Source organism: Protofrankia coriariae, assembly GCF_001017755.1.
GTDB classification, from domain to species: Bacteria; Actinomycetota; Actinomycetes; order Frankiales; family Frankiaceae; genus Protofrankia; species Protofrankia coriariae.
In genome coordinates this window covers 1-22,570 of the sequence record NZ_JWIO01000022.1, presented here as the reverse complement: position 1 = coordinate 22,570, position 22,570 = coordinate 1, and the positions used below count along the sequence as shown (strand labels likewise).

At 70.8% G+C, this 22,570-nt stretch carries 17 protein-coding genes and 1 pseudogene; 3 read left to right on the top strand and 15 right to left on the bottom strand.

Going from position 1 to position 22,570, the window contains the following annotated elements; translation table 11 throughout:
- Positions 1-21: 21 nt before the first annotated feature.
- Both FrCorBMG51_RS14275 and FrCorBMG51_RS14270 read right to left on the bottom strand, forming a co-directional pair.
- Entirely contained in the window at positions 22-954 is a 933-nt protein-coding gene (locus tag FrCorBMG51_RS14275) for an alpha-ketoacid dehydrogenase subunit beta (RefSeq protein WP_047223628.1), read from the bottom strand.
- A 380-nt stretch (positions 955-1,334) separates the two neighbouring features.
- A pseudogene (locus FrCorBMG51_RS14270) lies at positions 1,335-2,630 on the bottom strand (thiamine pyrophosphate-dependent enzyme); the annotation flags it as partial.
- A gap of 504 nt (positions 2,631-3,134) precedes the next feature.
- Between FrCorBMG51_RS14270 and FrCorBMG51_RS14265 the strand changes: the two are divergent.
- Positions 3,135-4,091 carry an LLM class F420-dependent oxidoreductase gene (locus FrCorBMG51_RS14265; protein WP_235433585.1) on the top strand — a complete coding sequence of 319 codons (957 nt, stop codon included), beginning with the start codon at positions 3,135-3,137 and terminating at the stop codon, positions 4,089-4,091.
- A 241-nt stretch (positions 4,092-4,332) separates the two neighbouring features.
- Here FrCorBMG51_RS14265 and FrCorBMG51_RS14260 read toward each other — a convergent pair whose 3' ends face one another.
- The 6 genes from FrCorBMG51_RS14260 to FrCorBMG51_RS34785 all read right to left on the bottom strand — a co-directional run bounded on the left by FrCorBMG51_RS14260 (position 4,333) and on the right by FrCorBMG51_RS34785 (position 10,785).
- Entirely contained in the window at positions 4,333-4,749 is a 417-nt protein-coding gene (locus tag FrCorBMG51_RS14260) for a Fur family transcriptional regulator (RefSeq protein WP_047223563.1), read from the bottom strand.
- 747 nt (positions 4,750-5,496) lie between these two features.
- Positions 5,497-6,768, bottom strand: coding sequence for a pyridoxal phosphate-dependent aminotransferase (locus FrCorBMG51_RS14255; protein WP_047223562.1), 1,272 nt, complete (start codon positions 6,766-6,768; stop codon positions 5,497-5,499).
- Between the two features lie 514 nt (positions 6,769-7,282).
- A complete protein-coding gene (locus tag FrCorBMG51_RS14250; RefSeq protein WP_047223561.1) occupies positions 7,283-8,041 on the bottom strand; it encodes a metal ABC transporter ATP-binding protein in 759 nt (252 codons plus the stop codon).
- Between the two features lie 483 nt (positions 8,042-8,524).
- Entirely contained in the window at positions 8,525-9,196 is a 672-nt protein-coding gene (locus FrCorBMG51_RS14245; RefSeq protein ID WP_235433575.1) for an OmpA family protein, read from the bottom strand.
- 5 nt (positions 9,197-9,201) lie between these two features.
- The gene (locus tag FrCorBMG51_RS14240; protein WP_076842459.1) at positions 9,202-9,777 is read right to left on the bottom strand and encodes a hypothetical protein; all 576 of its coding nucleotides are present in this window, start codon (positions 9,775-9,777) and stop codon (positions 9,202-9,204) included.
- Positions 9,778-10,140: 363 nt separating this feature from the next.
- Entirely contained in the window at positions 10,141-10,785 is a 645-nt protein-coding gene (locus FrCorBMG51_RS34785; protein WP_476742170.1) for a DUF2470 domain-containing protein, read from the bottom strand.
- Positions 10,786-12,078: 1,293 nt separating this feature from the next.
- Between FrCorBMG51_RS34785 and FrCorBMG51_RS14230 the strand changes: the two genes are divergently transcribed.
- Positions 12,079-12,435: a type II toxin-antitoxin system VapB family antitoxin gene (locus FrCorBMG51_RS14230; protein ID WP_047223624.1), complete on the top strand. Its 357-nt coding sequence runs from the start codon at positions 12,079-12,081 to the stop codon at positions 12,433-12,435.
- Here the strand turns inward: FrCorBMG51_RS14230 and FrCorBMG51_RS14225 are convergent.
- The 5 genes from FrCorBMG51_RS14225 to FrCorBMG51_RS14205 form a co-directional block, all read right to left on the bottom strand.
- Positions 12,422-12,778 (bottom strand): hypothetical protein, encoded by a 357-nt coding sequence (locus FrCorBMG51_RS14225; RefSeq protein WP_047223558.1) that lies wholly within the window; start codon positions 12,776-12,778, stop codon positions 12,422-12,424. The two genes, FrCorBMG51_RS14230 and FrCorBMG51_RS14225, sit on opposite strands and share 14 nt — an antisense overlap.
- A 163-nt stretch (positions 12,779-12,941) precedes the next feature.
- Entirely contained in the window at positions 12,942-13,742 is an 801-nt protein-coding gene (locus FrCorBMG51_RS14220) for an MOSC domain-containing protein (protein ID WP_052914675.1), read from the bottom strand.
- A gap of 150 nt (positions 13,743-13,892) precedes the next feature.
- A complete protein-coding gene (locus FrCorBMG51_RS14215; protein WP_047223557.1) occupies positions 13,893-14,645 on the bottom strand; it encodes a YcnI family copper-binding membrane protein in 753 nt (250 codons plus the stop codon).
- A 409-nt stretch (positions 14,646-15,054) separates the two neighbouring features.
- A complete protein-coding gene (locus FrCorBMG51_RS25310; protein ID WP_052914674.1) occupies positions 15,055-15,777 on the bottom strand; it encodes a hypothetical protein in 723 nt (240 codons plus the stop codon).
- 5 nt (positions 15,778-15,782) lie between these two features.
- Positions 15,783-16,820 carry a hypothetical protein gene (locus FrCorBMG51_RS14205; RefSeq protein ID WP_047223556.1) on the bottom strand — a complete coding sequence of 346 codons (1,038 nt, stop codon included), beginning with the start codon at positions 16,818-16,820 and terminating at the stop codon, positions 15,783-15,785.
- 655 nt (positions 16,821-17,475) lie between these two features.
- Here FrCorBMG51_RS14205 and FrCorBMG51_RS25305 point away from each other — a divergent pair.
- Positions 17,476-19,590, top strand: coding sequence for a copper resistance CopC/CopD family protein (locus FrCorBMG51_RS25305; RefSeq protein WP_162233219.1), 2,115 nt, complete (start codon positions 17,476-17,478; stop codon positions 19,588-19,590).
- Between the two features lie 110 nt (positions 19,591-19,700).
- On the opposite strand, the gene FrCorBMG51_RS14195 is transcribed toward FrCorBMG51_RS25305, so the two are convergent.
- Together FrCorBMG51_RS14195 and FrCorBMG51_RS14190 are read right to left on the bottom strand one after the other, a co-directional pair.
- Positions 19,701-21,302, bottom strand: a complete 1,602-nt coding sequence (locus FrCorBMG51_RS14195; RefSeq protein WP_052914672.1) for an RNA polymerase sigma factor — start codon at positions 21,300-21,302, stop codon at positions 19,701-19,703.
- Positions 21,303-21,628: 326 nt separating this feature from the next.
- Positions 21,629-22,570 (bottom strand): S1C family serine protease (locus tag FrCorBMG51_RS14190; RefSeq protein WP_047223555.1); only part of this gene is annotated, 942 nt, incomplete at its 5' end.

The window sequence follows — 22,570 nt, the reverse complement described above, 5'->3', positions numbered from 1 at the left end:
ATACGGGTCAGCAGATGCCGGTCAGTAGCTGAACGATCGGTCCACGGCGTCGAGCACCCGGTCGACGTCTGGCAGGTAGTGCTCCTCCAGACGAGATGGCGGATACGGGGTGTCGTATCCCGTGACACGTAGCACTGGGGCTTCCAGCGAGTAGAACGCCTTCTCGGTGACCCGCGCGGCGATCTCCGCGGACAGGGACACGTTCGACGGCGCCTCGTGCACCACCACCAGCCGCCCGGTCCGCCGGACGGACGCGAACACGGGCGACAGGTCGAGCGGGGACAGTGTGCGCAGGTCGATCACCTCGAGCGCGCGCCCCTCCTCGGCCATGACGGCGGCCGCGTCCAGGCAGGTCCGCACCATCGGGCCGTAGGCGACCAGCGTCGCGTCGTCCCCGGGGCGCACGACCCGGCTGACGTGCAGCGGAGCGGCCGCCGACAGCGGCAGGCCGGTGGTGACCTCGGCCTTGTCCCAGTAGCGGCGCTTGGGCTCAAAAAAGATCACCGGGTCGTCCGTGGCGACGGCCTGGCGGATCATCGTGTGGGCGTCGACCGGGTTGGAGCAGGCCACCACCTTCAGCCCGGCGGTGTGGCAGAAATATGCCTCTGGTGACTCACTGTGGTGTTCGACCGCGCCGATGCCTCCGCCGCAGGGGATCCTGACCGTCACGGGCAGGCGGACACGGCCCCGCGTCCGGTAGTACATCTTGGCCAGCTGGGTGACGATCTGATCGAAGGCGGGGTAGACGAAACCGTCGAACTGGATCTCGCACACCGGCCGGAACCCGCGCATCGCCAGCCCGATCGCCGTCCCGATGATCGCGGATTCCGCGAGCGGGGTGTCGATCACCCGTTCCTCGCCGAAGTCGGCCAGCAGCCCGTCGGTGATGCGGAAGACCCCGCCGAGCCGGCCGACGTCCTCGCCCATCACGACGACTCTCGGATCGTCCTCCATGGCCGTGCGCAGCCCCGCGTTGAGGGCCTTGGCCAGGGTCAGCGTCGACGACCTGGCCGCGGCGACCCGCGGGTGCGACGTGGCCACAGCGCCCTGCTGGCGTGGGGTGGTCGCGGCATCCTGCTGGCGCGGCATGGTCACAGCGCCCTTCTGGTGCCGCGGGCCGTCGCCACGGTGACCGTCGACGCCGGCCGGACCACTGCCGCCCGGCCACCCGGGCGTTCGGCTCGCTGGGCCGTCCCGGCCGGTCGGGACGGCTCGTTCCGGGGTACCGGCTCGCTCCAGTAGGACGCTTCACTCCGATGGGACGGCTCGCTCTGGTAGGCCGGTTCGGCCTGGTCGGTCTGCTCGGCCTCGGTGAAGCCGGCCTCGGGGAGGTCGGCTTCGGTGAAGTCGGCGAACGTGGCCCGCGCGTTGACCAGTTCCTCGGTGTCGTGCACATACACGTGGTCGAACAGGCTCAGCGGAGCCGGGTCGGGCAGGTTCAGGCAGCGTTGCCGCAGGGTGGCCGCGAGCGCGTCGGCCTCCCGGTCCAGGGCGGCGGCCGCGTCGTCGTCCAGCAGTCCACGACCACGCAGGTAGGCCGCCATCCGCTGGACAGGGTCGAGGGCGCCCCAGCGCGCGAGCTCCGACGCCTGGCGGTAGCGGGACGGGTCGTCCGCGGTGGTGTGCGCGCCCATCCGGTAGGTGACCGCCTCCACCAGGGCCGGTCGTCCCTGGCGGGCCTGGTGGAGCGCCCAGCGCGTTACGGCCAGGGTCGCCAGCACGTCGTTGCCGTCCACCCGGACGCCGGCGATGCCGAACCCGCGGGCCCTGAAGTAGATCGGGACGCGGGTCTGCCGCCGTGTCGGCTCGGAGATCGCCCACTGGTTGTTCTGGCAGAAGAAGACCACCGGCGCTTCGAACACGCCCGCCCAGTTGAACGCCTCGTTGACGTCACCCTGACTGGACGCTCCGTCGCCGAAGTAGACCAGGGTCGCCGGCAGGTCGTCGCCGCCACCGGCGGTGCCGCCGCTCCCGCCGCTCCCGCCGCTCCCGCCGGTGCCGNCGGGCCGGTGGGCCGTCCCGACCGGCCGGCGACCCAGACCCGTCCTGACCTCCTTGGTGACCCCCATGGCGTAGCCGGTCGCGTGCAGGACCTGGGAGCCCACCACGATCGCGTACGTCTGGAAGCCGTGTTCGTCCACGTCCCAGCCACCGTGGGCGACCCCGCGGAACAGGCCGAGAACGTCCAGCGGATCGACGCCCCGGCACCAGGCCACCGCGTGCTCACGGTAGGTCGGGAAGACCATGTCGTCGGTGCGCAGCGCCCGCGCCGAGCCGACCTGGGCCGCCTCCTGCCCGCGCAGGCTCGCCCACAGACCGAGCTCGCCCTGGCGTTGCAGGGCGGTCGACTCCTCGTCGAGCCTGCGTGCGATCACCATGTCGCGCAGGAGCCCGATCAGGTCGGCGTCGGTGAGGTCGGCGAGGTACGGATCGTAGTCGGCCAGGGGCAGCCGGCGCCCGTCCGGTGTCAGCAGCCGGACCGGCGCGGTGTCGTCATCGTCGCCGGCGCCGGCGACACTGCCGGTGCCGGCGTCCGCCGGGTCGCGCGGGACGGGTGCGGCGACGGTGTCGAGGCGGTCTGTGTCGGGAGCGGACTCTGTCTCAGCGGACTCTGTGTCAGGAGCGGACATGGCGTCCTCCGGTCGTCCTCGGCCGTTCCCGAGATCGTCGGTGACGGCCTGCGCGATGGGTGTACCCGGTGGATCTCTGTTGGTGTCGACATCCACCGGACGCGCCCGAGGCGGCCGGCCACGCGGGTCGGCGGGACCGCCGCGCAGTAGACGATAGTCGTCCGGACGCGGTGAGCAAGCTCGGACGCCCGGCCTGACCTCGACGAATCCGGCTGGCCCGGACCTGCTCTGGGTCGATTCATCCGGCTCGTTCGTCCGGCTCGGCCCGGGTCTGGACGGAGCCTGCTCGGCCGGGTGCCGGCCGGGTGCCGGCCGCGCGAGCGACACTCCCTCGCGGCCAGGTCGCCCGACGGGCGGTCGGTGCCTCGGCCCGGATAGCGTGGTGCGGTGACAGTTGCGCAGACGCCCATCACCGCCGGTGAGCCGGAGCCGGTCGGGACGGAGCCGGCCGGGACAAGGTCGGCTGGGACGGGGCCGGCCGCGCCGGAGGCCGGCGTACCCGCCATCGCGGCCCGCCCCGCCGACCCGTCCGCCTCGGTGACGCTCGGCCAGGTCGGGATCTGGAGCGGCCAGTTCGACTACTCGCCGGCGTCCGTGGTGCGCGACGCCGTCGCCGAACTCGACGAACTGGGCTATCCCGCGGTCTGGACCGGCGAGGTCAGGGGCCGGGAGGTGCTGGTCACCGCGGGGCTGATGCTCGCGGCGGCGCCACGGCTGACCGTCGCCACCGGCATCGCGCAGATCCTCGCCCGGCACCCGCAGACGATGGCGGCCGGGCAACTGACGCTGGCCGAGGCGTTCCCCGGCCGGTTCCTGCTCGGCGTCGGTGTGTCGCACGCGTCCCTGATGGAGATCCGCGGGGTGCCGTACACCAAACCGCTCACGCAGATGCGCGCCTACCTCGACGAGATGGACGCCAGCGCCCGGGAGCAGTACCGGGCGGTTCCGCCGGCGTCGTCACCGCGGGTGCTCGCCGCGCTCGGGCCGAAGATGCTGGAGCTGGCGCGCGCCCGGGCGGACGGCGCTCACACGTTCTTCGTGCCGCCGGAGCACACCGCGAGCGCCCGGGCGATCCTCGGGCCGGGCAAGCTGCTCGTCCCGGAGCAGGCGTTCGTCCTGGACACCAACCCCGAGACCGCGCGGGAACTGGCCCGGCGGCACACCGGCTCCTACCTGCGGCTGCCGAACTACACGAACAACCTGCGCCGATTCGGCTTCACCGACAGCGATTTCGCGGACGCGGGTTCGGACCGGCTCGTCGACACGATCGTGCCCTGGGGCGACCCGGACGTCCTGCTCGGCCGGATCAAGGAGCATCTGGACGCCGGCGCCGACCACGTGTGCGTCCAGGTGCTCGACCCGGACCGCCGCGGGCTGCCCCGCCGGCAGTGGCGGGAACTCGCCCCGGCGCTGGTCAGCCCACCCGGCGGGAGCCGTCCGGAGCAGGGCGCCGGCCGCTAGCCAGGCCGAGCCGACAGCCGGCCGAGCCGGCAGCCGCTCAACAACGGGTCGCGGACACCGTCCGCGACCGTCCGCACAGGTAATGATCAAGAAGTGTTTGTCGTTCTGTACGGTTTTCGGCCCGTGAGCGTACACAGCGACAAACTCGCGGTGATCTTTCCTGGCGGTCGGGAGCGCACGTCCGTGCCATCGTTGGCCTCGCTGTCTGCGCGGCTACGTATGGTTACGGTACGGATGTCGTTCAGCTTGGGGTGGCCGCGGCGGCGCAGTCGGCGCAGGTCCCGTAGATCTCCAGGGTGTGGGCGACGTCGGTGAAGCCCGCGGCCGCGGCGACGCGGTCGGTCCACGCCTCGATCTCGGGCCCCTCGACCTCGACGGTCCGGCCGCAGTGGCGGCAGACCAGGTGATGGTGATGGTTGTCGGTCGCGCAGCGGCGGTAGAGGGTCTCCCCGTCGTCGCGGCGCAGCACGTCGACCTCGCCCCGGTCGGCGAGGACCTGCAGATGCCGGTAGACGGTGGTCAGGCCGACGGCCTGCCCCATGTCGCGCAGGTGGGCGTGCAGGTCCTGGGCGCTGGTGAACGCGTCGATCTCGGCCAGCGCGGCGCAGACGGCGTCTCCCTGACGGGTGGCCCGGACAGTGGTTCCACGGCCGAGCATGGCCCGGCGGCCACCGCTACCCGGCCCGGCCCGCGATGGTTCCGTGGTGGGCGCGGCCCCCCGGGACGATGCCGTCGGGGCGGGGGTCGCTCGGCTGGATTCGGCACTGGACACAGCCTTCACTCTCTCACCGTACGGCGGCCGGGGCCCCGGACGACGGGTCTCTGTCAGATCAGGAGACGGAACGTCAGACCAGGAAGACGGAACGGTTTCGACACGGGCGTCTTCGCGGCTGGCATCACACACCGTTACTCATGTCCGACATCCCGCGGTGGCAGATCCAGCGCTCCTCAGTCGTAGGTGAAAACCGCTGCCGACACGCCGTTTTCCACCTACGGCCTGCGTGGGTGTAGGTGGAAAACGCTGTCATCGCAACCTTTTCCACCTACTCCTCCACTGCCCCACCTACGGCTTCCGCGGTGGGACGGCCGCCAGCGGGCGGTCGCAGCCGCGTCGGCGGCCATCGGCGGGTGCCGGCGGTACTGCGGCGGCCCAGTTCCCTCGGTCGGTACGGTTGCGCGGCAGCCACCACCTCGTCCCGGCGCCGTTCCTGACCAGACCCGAACCGGTTACGGCCGTCATCGTCAGATCCGTGCCCGGGGCCGCCAAAAACCACCAATATCCGGCGAAATGAATACGTCGGGTAAACCCGGCCAGCGATTCCGTCATCTCCGACTGGTTCGAATTCTGCCCGTTCGGACTCTTCTGTACGAAAAAGGTTAATCCGGGCATCCTGTCGCGGGCGGGTCAGCCCGGTACGTGTTGTGGCTCGAAGGTGGGCAGTCCGTCCCGGCGGTGGACCGTTTCCCCCTGGGCGTAGGCGGTGAGGAACCTGCTGATGCGGCCCACCGCGTCGGTGAGGTCGTCCACGTCCGGCAGCGTGACGATCCGGAAGTGATCAGGCCGCGGCCAGTTGAAACCCGTGCCCTGCACAACCATGATTTTTTCGGCCAGGAGCAGGTCCAGGACGAGCCGTTCGTCGTCGGTGACCGGGTAGACGTCCGGATCGAGCCGCGGGAACGCGTACAGCGCCCCTTTCGGCTTCACGCACGACACGCCAGGAATGTCGTTGAGCAGCTTCCACACCACGTCCCGCTGCTCGTGCAGGCGGCCACCGGGCAGGACGAGGTCGCCCGCGCCGCTGTCGTCCTCGAGCGCGGCCCGCATGGCGAACTGGCCCGGGACGTTGGCGCACAGCCGCATGTTGGCCAGGATGTTGAGCCCCTCGACATAGCTGGACGCGTGCGTGCGCGGGCCCGAGAGCACCATCCAGCCGGAGCGGAAGCCGGCCAGCCGGTACGCCTTGGACAGCCCGTTGAACGTCACGCACACGACGTCCGGGGCGAGGGCCGCGGTGGAGATGTGCTCGGCGTCGTCGTAGAGGATCCGGTCGTAGATCTCGTCCGAGAAGATCATCAGGTTGTGCTGGCGGGCGAGTTCGACGATGCCCTCGAGGATCTCGCGGTCGTAGACCGCGCCGGTGGGGTTGTTCGGGTTGATCACTACGATGGCGCGGGTGCGCGTGGTGATCCTGCCGGCCATGTCGTCCAGGTCCGGCATCCAGCCGGCCGGCTCGTCGCACAGATAGTGGACGGGCCGCCCGCCGCACAGGCTGACCACAGCCGTCCACAGCGGGTAGTCCGGCGCCGGGAGCAGCACCTCGTCGCCGTCGTTGAGCAGCGCCTGCAGTGACATCATGATCAGTTCTGAGACGCCGTTGCCGAGGTAGACCCCGTCGGGGTCGATACCGGTGATGCCCTTCCCGTTCGCGTACCGGACCGCGGCCGTGCGGGCGGAGAGCAGGCCCTTGGAATCGCTGTAGCCCTGTGCCTCGGCGAGGCCGTTCACCACTGCCTCAAGGACCGCCGGTGGCGCGTGGAACCCGAACGGCGCCGGGTTGCCGATGTTCAGTTTGAGGATGCGCTGACCAGCGGCTTCCAGCTTCGTCGCCTGGTCCAGGACGGGGCCCCGGACGTCGTAGCAGACGCCGGTGAGCTTGTCGGACTGGGTGAACTCCATGAGCCAAGGGTAGGTGCACCGTCCACCGGGTTTTCTCGCCCATGACGAGTGGGCCACGCTTTTCGGAACCTCGGGCACGCACAGTGCAGGACCAACGGCCAACGGCGATGCGATCATGTTTGCGACATGCTGCCGGCAGGCGGACTTTTCGGGCCATGCGGGTTTCCGGCGCATGGTGGGTTGAAGACGGGCGGTCATGCGTTTGCCGGCTCCGGTTTCCGTCGGGTCCGGGTGGTCCGGAAAGCGATCCGGATGGTCCGGATACCGATGGTCCGGAAGGCTTTCGGCCCGGAAGGCACGCGGGCCCGAAGGTCTGCCGGGTCATTCGGATCCGCCGGGCTACCCGGTACGGATCACTCGCGGCCGTGGGTCCCGCGCCCAGCCACGATGCCCGCTCGCGATGCCCGCTCGCGATGCCCGGTAGGGATGTCCAGCCGTGGCGCCCGGCCGGGGCATCCAGCGGATCATTCGATACCGGCCGTGTTCCGACAGCTGGATTCGGATGTCTGGGCGGCTATTCGGCGCGGTGCCGCGACAGATGGTGCCGCGGCCGATGATGCGGCAGGTGCTGGGGGCTGCCGCCGTGGTAGGTGGTGCGCAGCTTCTCCGAGGTGAGGGTGACTGCCGCCGGTCCGGAGCCGAACTGGCGGCGGTTGAGCAGCCAGACGCTGTCGCAGGTCAGATGGGCCAGCGCGAGATCGTGCGTGGACATCATGACGCTGGTGCCGGCCGAGCGCATGGCCGCCAGCGCGGACAGCAACGCCTGCTGGGAAAGGACGTCCACACCGTCGAACGGCTCGTCGAGCAGCAGCAGGTACGGCTGCTGGGCGATGGCACGGGCGAGGAGCACCCGCTGACGCTGCCCGCCGGGCAGCGCCTCGAACCGGTCCCCGGCGCGGTGGGTGAGCCCGACCGTTTCCAGGGCACGTGCCGCGATGGCCCGGTCCGTGCGGGTGGGCCGCCGTACCCAGCCGAGCGAGCGGTAACGACCCATGAGGACGGCCTGGGCGACGGTCACCCGCGGGTCGGGCCCGAGAGCGTCGACCTGCGGGACGTAGGCGACCCGGCGGCGGGCCTGCATCGGTGGGCAGCCGAGTACCGTCACCGATCCGCTCACCACCGGGGCAAGCCCGAGCAGCGCTTTCATCAGCGTCGACTTTCCGGCGCCGTCCGGGCCGATGACGGCTACGGTACGGCCGCTTTCGACCGTTCCATGGACGTTCTCCAGCACCGGGACCCGGTCGTAGGCGACCGTCGCCCGGTCGAAGACCACGGCCGGGGACGTTCCGGGCCCTCGCGTTTCATCCGATACGGCCGGATCAGATGGTGGATCGGATACGACCCGCGAATCCGACGCGACCGGACCAATGGGGCCGTCCGGTCGGGCTGGCCGCCAGGCGGCCGTGACCGTGTCCTGTTCCGCGAGATCCACCGACCATACGACTGATTTCCTGAATGTGGAGCTCGACAACCACCGCGTTGCCTCGGTCATGCTCCGAGACGGTACGACCACTGGACGCGTCCGGCATTGCGGGCCGCTTCCCCACCGGCCATCTCACCCGCACAGGTTGATGCGGTCCACGCGGGCACGAACGGCCACGGACCCGCCGCCGCAGCTCCAGACCGTGATACCGGCCGTATCCAAAAAGATCATGATGACAGGTATCAGGTACGGCACGGCGGGGAGCGCCGCTTTGAGCGATGGGAACGGGTTCGGCATCGATCGTCATGTGTGGTCGATCGTCATGTGTGACGGTCATGATGTGCGATAGATGATGCTGACCCGTCGGTTCTGGCCGCGGCCCGCGCTGTTGTCCGAGCCGTCCGAGTTGGTGTTCGGCGCGACCGGGTTGGCGGCGCCGTGCCCGGTCGCCGAGACGAGGACGCCGGGCGGGGCCTTCGGACGCAGCAGGTTCGCGACGGCGTTCGCCCGCTGCTGGGACAGGATCACGTTGTACGCGGGCGTACCGGTGCTGTCGGTATACCCGTTGACGGTGATCGTGCCGGTCACCCTGCCGAGCTGTGCCGCGATGCCGTCGAGCTGCTCGCGGGCCGCCTTGGTCAGGTTCGCCGAGTCGAACGCGAAGAGCACGTCCGAGCTGATCGTCAAGACCACGCCGGAGCCGTCACGCCTCTCGGTACGCAGCGTGACAACAGACCGTTCGACGTCGATCGGCCGGATCGCCGCCGCTGGATCGATCTCCCGGATCGACTCGATGATCGCCTGATCGGTTACTGTGGGTGCAGTCGTGGGGGTGTCCGTCGCGGCGCGGGCTGTCGGCACGCACAGCCACGACACCACAGCGGTGACCGACGCCAGCACGACCGCGCCGAGCCGGGTCAGCGTGGGCCGGGTCAGCGTGGACCCGGCCCACGCGGGGCCGGGCTGTGCGGGGCCGGTCAGCGCGCTCGGCGTCCGCGTCCGCACGGGGCTCACCGGCCGACCGGGACGTCGTCGAACAGCAGCCGGTCGTCGGCGTAGACGTCGATCGTCCGCACGTCCGCGGGCGGCGCGGCAAAGGTGTACGAGGCGCTGACCGGGGTGTTGTTGGAGGTCTTCGTCTGGGGGCCGCTCGCGCCCAGCTCGACGTTGCGGCTGTCCTGGACGACGAGGTAGCGCTTCAGGTTGACGCTGTCGACCAGGGTCACCGCGGGGCTGTGCCCGTCGAACATGTCGAAGACCGAAATCTCCTTCCCCTGTGGGGCGCCGGTGTATCTCGGTGTCCACAGCAGGGTGAGCGTGCTCAGACGTCCGTCCGCCTTCAGACCGACCAGGCCGACCTCGACCGTCCCCGGGGTGCTGCCGGGCGCGCGGAAGCTGGCCGTCCGGCTGGCTGCCGGGACACCGGCGGAAGCCGCCTGGCCCGTCTGGGCCGTACCGGCAGGCCCGGGGGCCGTCGTACCGCCGGATGCGGGCGTGTCGGACGAGCTGGAGCAGCCCATGGCGAACAGCGTGATGACGCCGATCAGGATGGTGAGGGTGGTGACCGGCGTCAGCCGGGTTCTCATCCGGTGGAGCATCCGGACCTCCCGCATGGATGCGACGACGGTGCGCGATCCCGATTATGCGGACAGACCGGGGCCCACGGCCCATCGGTGGCCGGCTCTGTGGACAACTGGCCCGTTGGTGGCCGACCCGCGGAATGATCTGTGGATAATCCGCCCGCGGACGACCAGCCTGTGAACGACCGTCGTCTCAGGCGGGTGGCCATTCCGTGCGGGGCCGCCGGCCGGGCCGGACGAGCCCGCGCCACCGCGGGGCAGGAAACCGTTCCGCGCGGTGCCGCCGGTCAGAAGGGCGGGACCGTTCCGCAGGGGATGCGGACAGGATTCGGGCCGGTCCAGCCGGGTAGGGCAGGCCCGGACGGGTTTTCAGACGAGCCCGAGCAGCCAGCGGATCTCCTTGCCGAGCTCGCGTGGTTCGCGCAGCGGTGCCCGGAACGGAAGATGGATCTCCTCGGCTCCCGAAGGCCCTATCCGCCACATGTCCAGGCCCTGGTGGTCGAGCCGGGTGATCTGCGCGCCGGCGAACTCCCGCGCGTGCCCCGACCGCACGATCCTCACCAGCCTGGGGCCGGCGGGCTGCCGCGCCCCGCGGCCCTGGTCGGTGTCGACGGCGACCGCGTGTTCGGCGAGGCGGCGGATCTGCTCGGCGTGCACCGTGTTCAGATGCGCCACCAGATCCGGCGCGTAGGCCGCTATCAGGTCCGGCTCGGCCAGGGCGTAGGCGATCAGGTCGATACGGGTCCCACAGCCACCGGCGGCTCGGGCCCGCCTNCCGGCGGCTCGGGCCCGCCTGCGGTCGCGTTCACCCGCGGCCCGTGGTGCCCGCCGGCTGCTCCCTGCCGTGGCTTTCTCGGGCGCTGTCGGCCGCGGTCCGGGAGGGTCTGCCGATCCGGCCCCGCCGCGATCCGTTCCGCTGTGGTCTGTTCTGTCATGATCTGGTGACGGCTGGGCCGCCGCGCCGCCGGGATCCGTGAGAGTGAGCAGGTAGAGGACGACTTCGGCGACGATCATCGCGATCGCGACGAGATCATGATCGTGCCCGCACGAGCCGAGGGGTGGCCGCGGTGTCGGGCAGCCAGGCCCGGCCAGCCGCGCGATGACGTCCGTCGCCGGGCCGGGAACGACGCGCAGGGAGCCGGAGAGGACGAGGCGCTCACCCTGCGGCCCGTGAATGTCGACCCGCGCTGTCGGGGAGCTGCCGGCCGCGTGCGCGGGCGGGCTGCCGGCCGTGACGAGCAGGATCGGCTCGCCACCGTCGTCGAGCAGGCCGACCCGGCCGCAGAGGCGTTCGTATGGCAGCGTCAGCAGAGCGTGTCGGGCTCCGGCGATCACGGTGCGGGCCCGGCTGGGCGTCGCTTCCTCGAGCGGTGTCGGTGCCGTCACGATGCCCTCCGCTAAAATATGGTTACCTGTTCTCAAGTAAGGCTAACCTAATTAGCCGTCGGTCTGCGTGCAATGGAACAGCGACGGATCGCAAAAGATCACACTAGGTCATGTTGATCGCATTGACAAGAATGCTGGTGGTGCTGTAAAAGCGGCGAGTGCGCGTGGGCGGCGTCCACCGTCCACGGCGTGCGGTCGCCGGCAGATTGAGTATGAAGAGTAGATATCTTCTACGTTTCTTCTACGTTTCTTCCGCGTTCTACGGTGTCTGCCTACAGCGTCCGCTGGGTCCGCTGGAGCCAGCGGTGCGGAAGTCGCTCGGGGTGTCGGGATGTCGGGACGTCGACAGGGCCGAGGTCGCGAGGTTGCTCCGGGAGCGGTTCCGGTCGGTGTCGCTCGACACATCGCGGGCGGCCCTCGGCGTGTCGTGGACGGCGCCCGGCGCGTCGCGGACGGGACGGCGGCATGGGTGGGGGAGCGGGGGTCGCCCCGGGTGATGCCCGACCGGCGCCGTTCGACTCCGACGGTGAACGGTTTTCGGTTGGCTATAATACGTGAAGTGTTGATTTTAGATGACAGTTTGGATGACAGTTTGGATGACGTTGTCGATCCAAAACAATATACGAACAACTACTGTAGAGAACGGCCGCGATCCGCTGGGTTGACGGAGGTCTCCGGCATCCTGTGAGGCCTCCGGTCGCATGAGAAGGATTGCGATCATCTGGCCTTTGGTCGGTAGGCTGTTGGAGCCTCCGGACTTCCCAGGTCGGCATCCGGACCTCCTGGATCGGCTTCGCCGCTCCGGCGGGAGCCCCGGATTCGGCGGGAGCCCGAGCGCGAGGAGGATCATGATCATGCGGCCTTTGGTCAACTGGCCATCAGATGTTCCGCGACGTCGCGGCCTCGGCGAGGAGGTGCTGGGTGATCTTCAAATGGGTGGGTGACGGTCGCCCCTATCCCGATCACGGGCTGAGCCAGCGGGAGTGGGCGGCGATTCCACCGCGCCAGGTCAGGCTGGACCAGTTGGTCACCACCAAACGAGTGCTCGCGCTGGACGTCCTGCTCGACGAGGACTCGACCTTCTACGGGGATCTGTTCCCCCACGTCGTCGACTGGGACAACACGCTCTACCTGGAGGACGGACTGCACCGGGCCGTCCGTGCCGCGCTGCAGCAGCGCAACTCGATCCATGCTCGGGTGCACGTTCTCCAGCAGCCCCAGCCGGGGGCGGACCCGGCGACCATAGCCGGCTCCCGACTGAGGGTCAGTCCCCACTGATCAGATAGGTGGTGAAGGTGTCATCACCGACCTTGCCGAAGATGTACGGCGGGCAGTCGTCGGACGGCTTGTAAGCGACAATCGGCTTCCACACGGGCAGGCGGGAGACCTGGACGAGGGAGCCGCCGGCGAGGTCGCGGGCCTCCACCAGCGTACGGTCACGCTCGTTGCTCCGTTCGTACCACGCCCCACACCAGCGGATCTCCTTGGGTCTGCTCGTCCATGCGGGGGTGTGGAAGAACCACAGCAGATATATCTCGCGGAACACCAGGGCCATCACGAGGATGGTCAGCAGCGCCCGGACGAAGTTCCCGGCCCGGCCTGACGCGAGAACGGGGCTCACAGGACCAGAAGCCTAAAGCGTCCCGGATAGATCTTCAGTAGCGCATGCGGGTGTGTCTACTCATCGGGGGTGAACAGGCCATAGCGGTTTTGAAGTCGGTGGCGCGGCGCGGGGGATGTCCGTTGCCGCCGGGCCAGGGCGCGCCGGTCGACTTTCAGATCATTCAGGGCTGTTCCGGGGCGGCCTGATCGTCCACCGTGACCTGGTCCCCGATTCTGATCGTGCCGTCGGAACGGACGGCGGCATACACCCCGCAGTTGATGTGTCCATAGTGGGCCTGTAGTTCCTTCGGAATCCTGATGTCACGCTCGCCCGTCCGCGGGTTGACCGTGGTCGCGGCGCACCGGCCGGTGGGGACGAGCGCCTTGACACGCACCCCACCGAGGTCGATCTCGTGTCCGACCCAGTCCAGTTCCGACCAGGCGTCGACATCGTCCACATAGATGTTCGCCCGGAAGCGCAGATGGTGGACGTCCGTTCCCAGCCGGTCCGCGATGTCGCGGACAGAGGCCAGATTGATGATCGAAATGGCTCGCATCATATCGGCGGAGACAATGGAGGCATCGGTGAACCGGTGGCTGTCGGAGCCGGCCACCAGCCGTGGCCGGTCTCCGTGCAGGGTGTCGGCGAGCAGTGTCGCGAAGTAGTCCTCCACCGCTGCCCGGTCCCGGGCGTTACCCAGGTCGGCGGTCAGCTTCCCGACCGGGTGGTCGAGGGTGAGCAGACCGGTGGCGGCGTCGTACCGGCTCGCGACGCGGGCCAGCTCCGAGTTCTTCGCCAGCATCAGAAAGCGGGTCTTCGGCAGTCGCTGTGGATGTGCTTCGTCGAAAACGGTCTCGGGCCTTGCCAGTGCGTACACCCGGTCCACAAGGAGGCCCTCGCTCGCTGACAGCGTCATCGAGTCCAGCATCTCAGCCGACAGGCCCTTGATCGGATATCGGTACAGGTGAGCGATCCGAGGCACCCNAAAGGCGCCGGGGACGACGGCCGGCGGGGAGCCGCGGCGGGCACCGGCCGAAGGCGACACGAAGATTTTTCGTGTCGCCGGAGGCCGTGGCTGGCAGCGCCGAAGGCGACACGAAGATTTTTCGTGTCGCCCTCGGCGCACCGGTGATCAGGAGGTGGTCGTACCGCCGCGTCCGCCGCGCAGGGCAGCCACGCCGGCCCCGATGCCGATCAGGCCGACGACCAGGCCCGCGATGCCCAGCCCACGGGCCGTGCCGTCGGAGCTGTCGACGCTGTGCGACGCCGCCCTGTCGGCCGTGCCGGTGCCGGCGGGGGACGCGCTGGCTGCCGAGGCGCCGTGCGCGTCCGCGCCGCCAGCGGCCGCCGCGGTGAGGGTCAGGGACGGCGCCGGGTGTTCGGGCTCGTCCTGACCGGGCTGGGCCACGTCGATCCAGCGCACGACCTCGCCGTTGCTGTAGGTCTGCAGGGCCTTGAACGCGACCGTGCCGGCCTGGGCTGGCAGCGGCCCGGCCGAGACGTTGAACACGGCGAACTCACCCGGCTTGATCGCGGTATCGGCGGAGGACGCGGTCCAGGTGATCTGAGAGATCACTTCGGAGACGGAGCCGTCGTCGGTCTTGATGGGTTCGGCCAGCTTGGTCTTCGCGACCTGGTAGCTCCAGCCCGGGTGTGGCTCGATCGTCACCGAGCTGATCGGGGTGTCGGTCGGGAACTGGATCTCCAGTTTGGTCGTGGAGGCGTCGTCCCGTTCGGTCGGGATCTTGAATGACAGGGTGCTGTAACTGCCGGCAGCCGCTGATTTCGGCTGCACGGTGACATGCGCGGACGCCGGCAGCGCAAAGGCGATCACGCCGGTGAGGGCGGCGCCGAGCACGGCGATGCCACGGGTGGTGCGGGACATACCGATCCTTTCGGGGAACCTGCCTCCCGCGGACGGCGTGACAGTGGTTTTTCACGTCGCCGGCGGAGCGGCGGGAGCATGTGCGTACGGGGCGTCAGCCCGGACCCGCGTACACCTCACCCACACAGACGGTGAACCCGGCCCGGCGCGCCGAGGCCTACCGGCCTGACGCGGGCCGGCCGGTAGACCATGCCGGTCGGGCCAGTGCCGGTCAGCCGGTGCCGGTCGCCCCGCAGGCCCGTTCGCCGCCGCCGGATCCGACGGACGCGAATCCGGGCAGCGGGCATGCATCGGGCCAGCGCTCGCCGAGCCGGCCGGTCCGGCGGCGGACGCCGTCCACAGGCAGGACAGGGCAGGCGGGGCAGGGCACGGAGTGAGGTGACGCGTGGCGGATGCGGACGCGTGACGGTCAGGCCGATTGTGGCCGGGCCCTCGGGTGGGACCGGCCGGCGGCCGTACGGCGGGCCGGCGGCCCACGTCGTCTGCCGGCGCGGACGAACAGGCATCCGCCCATGGACGCCGACGGCGCGGACGCGGCGAGCGGACATCCACCGGGCATGCCGGGGGCGCGGGTGGCCGCCGGCCCGATCGTGAGCGGGATGCCGCACCGCGCCGCGAACCGGTGGGTGGCCCGCAGCAGCCTGCCGACGCGGCGGGCGAGCATCCCGAACCGGGCGGCCGCCGAACGCAGGACGCTCGTGCTCCACAGCCCCTTCTCGGCATGGCGGAGCATGCCGGCGACGAGCCCGGCCGCCACGGCGTGCACGGCGCTCATGACAGCTCCGTCATGCAGGACCGCGTCGGACGCCGTGCCGGCGCCGTGCGCTGTGACCGCAAACGTGGCGTGCAGGACGATCTGGGTCAGGCCGACCCCGGCGAGTACGGCGATGGCATGGCGTTCCCGCCCGGCAAGCCCGTACGCGATGCGGGTGATCAACCCGAAGGCCCCCAGGAAGATCGCCATTGACGGTCGGTGACCGTCGGCGGCGGTGTGCGCCGCCACGGCGAGGCAGACCGAGGAGCCGGCGAAGACGGACGCGCGCATGCCCCGCCCGGCAGCCGTCCCGGCGACAGCGGGTGTCGCGGCGGCGGGCGTCCTGGCGACGGCGGGCAGCGCCGTGCGCGCGTTCACGGCGGTCAGCTTGCCATATCCCGCCGGGTAGGGAGCATGTCGGCCGGTTGCCGGCCGTCGTGTGGCAGGCCGGCGTGATCCGGGCCGGCCTGTCCCGGGTCGCTGTGGTGGCGGCTTTTCCGTCCCGTACCGCCCGGCCCGCGTGACGCGCGCTGGCGGGACGCCAGTGCCGTGGCGGCGAGCAGGCCCAAGCCGATACCGATGGTGACCGCGGTCAGCGTCCGGGCGAGGCCGATCGGCCCGGCGATCGGGGCGCTGGACCGGTACAGCACGCCCAGGTCGCCGAAACCGCCGACCATGGCGATGACGAAGCCCGCGGTCCCGGCGAGGTAGCGGCCCGCGCTCGAGCGCCGTAGCAGCAGGACGGCCGCGGCCAGCCCGAGGATCCAGGCGGTCATCTCAACGATGTTGCCGTAGACGAACCCTGAGAGCCGGCCGCTGGCCCGGGAGCAGGCGACGAGCACCGAATGGGTGACGTCCACCCCGACGATCACTGTCACGGCTGCGGCCAGCGCGGCGTCGCGGCGCTGGTACAGCCCGCTGGCGGCTACCGCGGCGGCGACAGCCACGGTGAGGACGAGCCACGGCACCGGTGACGGTCCGGGAACCCAGTCGAGGGTGCCGGCGGTGAGGACCGCCTGGTCGTCCACGGTCAGGGGGATCGTCCAGGCGTAGATCTGGTGGAAGCGGCCCGGGGCGGCCTTCACGGCCGGCGGGTCCTGCGTGCCCATCCAGTGGGCGCGGTGGTCGTGCCAGACGACGGTCCGGCCGTCGGCGATCTTCTCCCAGCGTGGCGTCGCCTTGGCGGCCCGGCTGTCGCCGGCCGGGACGGAGCCGCTCGACCCGTACCGGTCACGGTTGAGATACGTGGCGGGTGAGAGCGTGTTCTGCCAGACGCCGGTGGAATCCACCCGCAGATAGGGCTCCTCGTCGTACCCCTTGACGACGACCGTGTGGTTGCCGGTGACGGTCAGTCGCACCCGGCTGCCGTTCTCCACGGGTACGAGGCTGACCCCGTCCACCGGCGGCCGCAGGCCGGTCACGGTCGTGCNCCGGCGGCCGCAGGCCGGTCACGGTCGTGCGGAAGTTCGTGGCCGAGGCACCGCTGACGGAATGCGCCTGCGCCGGCCCGGCCGTGAAGACGAGCCAGCAGGCCACGGCGCCCAGAAGCACGAGCACACGCCGCGACACGCCGACCGGCCGGACCCGGCCGGACAGCCTTCCGACAGCGGCGTTCACGAGATCTTCATGGGCGCGCGGTCTTCATGCAGCCGGATTCTAGCCGGCCGATGAGCGGGAGCCGGTGATTCCTCGTCCGACGACGATCGCGGAAAACCGCTCGGCGATCCACGGGAAGTGGATTTATGGATCTTGAAAAGAATGCTCGGAGGGCCCTGGAAGATGTGGCACGCTCGGAAGTTGCCAGCGGGCCGCGGAGGTTCCCGGAAGGGCACAGGGTTTCCGCGGCACCATGGAGATTCCTGCGGAGCGTGGCCGGCCGGAGTTTCCGCCGGCTCCCGGCTCCCGGCTCCCGGCACGCTGGCCTCCACTGTTCCCGGGAGAGTTGTGGGACGTGGTGGCCGGCCGCGGATGCCGGCGTTGCCGCCGTTCGCGGGCGGCGAGGTGGACACTGGGCCGGTGGTTCGGTTCCGGATTGGCATCGGGCCGGTATTCCGGCCCAGGACTGGCATCGGGTCGTTGACCCGATCTCGCGTTGACACCGCGTCACCATGTTTTGACGCCGGGTGGCGTTGGCGGCGCGTCGCGCGTCGCGTCGGCTTCCTGCTCGCGGCCATGCTCGTGGCGGTGGTCGGGACGGCCGTGCCGGCGTCCGCGCATGCCGTGCTCGAGGGCAGCGATCCCGCCGGGGGGTCGAGCCAGCCGGCCGCGCCGTCGCGGGTCACGCTGACCTTCAGCGAGTCGGTCACGGTGAACGCCGGCTCGATAACGGTCATCTCCGCGCCCGGCCAGCGGGTGGACGACGGTGCCGCGCGGCACGGGCAGGCCGGCAACGAGGCCGTGGTGGGGATCCGTCCCGGGCTCGACAACGGAACGTACGTGGTCAGTTGGCATGTGGTCTCCGCGGACAGCCACCCGGTCTCCGGTGGTTTCTTCTTCGGGGTCGGGGTGGTACCGGACGCGTCGGCGGCCGCGTCGGTGTCCACGACCACCCGTGGCTCGGTGGTTGTGGGCGTGCTGGCCGGCGTCGCCCGTTTCGCCGCTTTCGCCGGGCTCGCCGTCCTGGTCGGGGCGGGCCTGTTCCTGCTGGCGCTGTGGCCGGCCGGGCTGGGGCTGCCAGGCCCGCGGCGCCTGCTGTGGGCGGGGTGGGGGGTCACCTTCGGCTCGTCCGTCGCGCTGTTGCTGCTGCAGGGGCCGTACGGCGCCGGTCAGGGCCTGTCCGCCCTGTTCCGCTGGGATGCGTTGTCGGCCACCCTGCACGGCAGATACGGGCATCTGGTGCTGCTGCGCATCCTCGCGCTGCTGCTCGCGGTACCGCTGCTGCGTGCGGTCATGGCGGGTCACCGGCGCTCCCTGCTGGAGCTGGCGGGGCTCGCTCTTGTCGCCACGGTGACCCAGAGTGCGGCCGGGCATGCGGGTGCCGGTGACGACGCGTGGCTGGCAACCGCCAACGTGACCCTGCACCTGCTGGGTGTCGCAGCCTGGGGTGGCGGTCTCACGGTCCTTGTGATCTTTCTGTGGGCCACCTCCCGGCGCGTTTCGCGGGACGGCCGGCAGCCTCCCGGCGACGACGTCGAGGTGCCGGCTGCCCGGGCCGCCGAACTCGCCGAGGTCCTGCCGAAGTGGTCACGTGTCGCGATGGCGGCTGTCACTGTGATCGTTCTGACCGGTGTCTATCAGACATGGCGGGAGGTCGGCTCGCTCTCGGCGCTGAACACCACCTACGGCCGTCTGCTGCTGGTGAAGCTCTGGTTCGTGGCGATGATGCTCGGATTCGGCTGGTTGGGGCACAACTGGGTCGCGCGCCACCATCGGCCACCCCGTGCCGCGCCGGCCGCGGACCGGGCGGACACGAACGCCACCGCGGGGCAGGCCGGGAACCACGCCTGGAACGAGGTCGGGGACACCGCCGTGGAACCGGCCGGGGACGGTCGGGGAAGTACGGCGGTGGGCGTGGCCGTCCAGACCGTGGGCCACGGGCCCGGGCTTTCCGGATCCGCCGGATCCGCCGGGTCAGCCCCGCCGGCCCGGCGGGAAGCGGGGATTCACGTGAATCGTGGCCGTGCCGTCCTCGGCCTGCTGACAGGCCGGGCAGCCGGGCCGCTGGCAGCACGGAGAAACAATGATGATATTGCTGCCGGCCCGTCGGGGGGCGCGTCCTCGCCGGGCCTGCCGCCGCGTCCCAGGATCAGCGAGGGCGCGTTGGCGCGGCTGCGCCGGGGGATCATCCTCGAGGTGGGAGTCGCCGCCGTGGTGCTCGGGGTGACAGCGGTGCTGGTCAACTCCGTCCCGGCGCGGACGTCGTACGTCCCCCCGTTCTCCGACACGGTCTTCGCCGGGCCGCTGACCGTCCAGGTGGACATCGCCCCCACCAGGCGTGGCCCGCAGACCCTGCACGTCTACGTCTTCGACCCCGCGGGGAAGGCACAGCCGCTCGCAGAGACGTCGGCCGCGCTGTCACTGCCGGACGCCGGTGTCGGCCCGCTGCCGGTGCCGCTCACCCAGGCGGCACCCGGCCATGTGATCGGCGAAGGCATGCAGGTCCCGCTGCCGGGCATCTGGCAGCTGCGGCTGACGCTACGTGTCAACGACTTTGACCAGTACGTGACGACCCTCTTCTACCGGGTCCGCTAGCTCTACCGGGTCCGTCAGCGCGTCGGCCGGGCAGTCGACCGGGTGACGCGGAGCCGTTCCGGAACCGCGGGCCGGCGCGATGGCCGGCCGGGCGGCCGGTTCCTGGCGGTTCAGACCGAGGTCAGGGGCGCGCGGGTGGTCGCGGGCCCGCCCTCCTCGTCCGCCGGGCCGCCGGATGCCGACGGGCTCACGGCCGTGGCGGTGATCGACGGATCCGCCGTGGATGTTTCGCCCGGGCTGGTCGGGCTGCCCGCCGGCGGGTCGGTCCCGGCGCTGCTGGACGGAGTGCCGGGACCGGTGGGCTCGGTGGTTGCCGTGGGCTCCGGTTCGGGCGGGGTCGCCGTCGCGGTCGGCTGGGGCGGTTCCGTGATCGTCGTAGGCGGGGCGTTCACCGGCGGTGGGGCGGCCGGGGGGAGCGGGCCGTCGTTGATGGAGAGCTGGGAGGACACCAGTGCGACCCCGGCCGGAGGCCCGAAGTCGGACGTGGTCGGCCCGGTGCGTTGGGCGGACGGCTGCTGGGCGGGCGGCGCACCCACCGCGGGGTCGACCGGGGCCGACGATCCGGACGCGGACGAGGGATCCGAGGAGAAGCCGCCGGGCTCCTCTCCGGACGAACTCGGTATGATCACCGCGGTGCCGGGGCGGCTGGCGGTGGTGTCGGATGCCGCGGTGGGCCAGTTGACCGCGACGACGGCACCGATCGTGGCCATGACCAGCAGCGATGCGGCGGCTGCCGCGACCGGACGACCGCGCCGACGCGATCCGGCCACCGGGGGCTCCCCACCGAGGTACCCGGGCGCCAGCGGCCCGACCGGGCCCGGCCTGGCCCGGCCCGGCCCGGCCCGACTCGGCTCGGTCGGGTCGGACAGAACGCCCTGGCCTGTCACCGGGCCGATGACTAAGGTCCTGTCGCTGTCCGCCGGCTCGGCGTGAACCGGTAGCTGGCCCGGGCCGGCCGCACCGTCGTGAGCTGGGCCGTCGTGAGCCGCGACATCGTGGGCCGCGCTGTCGCGGACGGTACCGGCCCCGTTGCCGTAGCCGGCAGCGACAGCGCCGACTGTGCCGCCGGGGAGGGCGCCGGCCGCGGGGACGGGGCCAGCCACGCCGTCGCGGGAGATGACCGCTGTGCCGTCGGGGCCGCGGCCGGTGCCGAGCGCCCGGTAGTGGGCGCGGGCCGCGATGTCGCGGGCGGTGGCCGCCGCGGCGGCCCGGTCGAAGGTACGCGCAAGCCCTTCCCGCAGGGATGCCGGCGCCGCCACCAGTTGGGTCGCGGCGAGCATCTCCTCGGGGGTGATCCCGTGCGGTACCGGAGCTGCCTGTACCTGCGGCGAGCCCGACCACGCCAGTGAGCTGCCGCGGGCGAGCTCCAGCAGCCACGCGTGCAGCCGGGTGGGATCGCTGAGCGGGCTGAGGCGGCTACGGGCGACGAGGGCGAACGCCGTGCCCGCCGCGGCGTGCGCGACGGTCGGCTCGCCAAGGATCAACAGGCACACGGAGAAGACGTCGTCGGCGTACCGGTCGTAGAGATCGTCGAATGCCTGCCGCTGACCATGCCGGATCCGCATGACGATGTCGGCGTCGATGTCGGCGTCGGCGCCGACCGCCGGCCGCTCAGGTCGCGGCTTCCTGTCGAAGGCGGCGGGACGGATGACAGGTGGCGCACCCGCGGGGATGGCCGTGTCGAAGGTGGTGTGGTCGATGCCGCCGTCCATCAGTGCACTCTCCCGGATCCCCCATCGGTGATTCCTGTCGCAGCCGCGCCCTGACACGGACGGAGTGACATCACCATCACTTATTACGGTAGAACGTCTCGGTCATGTCATGCGGAACCTTGGGAAAACTTTGTTGTCACATGACGGACTCGTAACATTCCTGGCCTGCTCGGCCGCCGTCCCCAGCACCGCTGGTGGTCCGCTGGTGGCGGTGGTGGGGACGGGTTAGTGGCGGACAGCGCGGCAGTGCGGGAGCGGGCGCCCGGGCCGCCGCCCGGTGCCATGCGGGCCGGCTCCCGGTCGGCCGCTCCCGTGACATCGAGTGCTCAGGACGGTTGCTGGGCGAGGGTCACGTCGGTGGTCAGTGTCTGGCCGTTGCGGGTGTAGGTGACTGTCACCTTGTTGCCGATGCCGTGTGAGCGCACGGCGGCGATGAGGCCGTCCACACTGGTGATCCGGCGGTCGCCCAGTTTGGTGATGACATCGCCCGGCTGGAGCCCGGCCTGCTGCGCCGGCCCGTTGTTGACCAGCTCACCGATGGTGGCGCCGGTGCCCTCACCTGTCGGGTCGGACGGGCCCACGCCCGCCGTGGACGCGCTGACCCCGAGGTACGGGTGTCTCGCGGTGCCTCCGGTGATCAGTTCTTCGGCGATGGACTGGGCGTAGTTGGCCGGGATCGCGAACCCGACGCCGATGTTGCCGGACTGCTGCTGCTGACCGCCGAAACCGCGGCCGCCCGATCCCACGGTGGCGATCGCCGAGTTGATGCCGATCAGCTCGCCCCTGCTGTTGACCAGCGGGCCGCCGGAGTTGCCCGGGTTGATCGGGGCGTCGGTCTGGATGGCGTCGAGAACCGCGTTGCTGTCCTGGACGTCGGCGTCGCCGGTCCGCACCGGCCGGTGCACGGCGCTGACGATGCCCGAGGTCACGGTGCCGTTCAGGCCGAGGGGGCTGCCGACCGCGATCACCAGTTCGCCGACCGCGAGCGCGTCGGAGTTGCCGAAGGTCGCAGGCTTCAGACCGGTTTCGTCGATCTTGATAACCGCGAGGTCGGAGCTCGGGTCGGTACCGACGATCCTCGCGTTGTAGTCCTTGCCGTCCTGCGTACTCACGCTCAGTGAACCGCCGCTCGCGGCGTCGGAGACCACGTGGTTGTTGGTCAGGATGTAGCCGTCCTGGCGGATGATCACGCCGGAGCCGGTGCTCCCCTCGTTGTTCCTGGAGGCGACGGAGATCGTGACCACGCTCGGGAGGATGGCCTGCGCGGC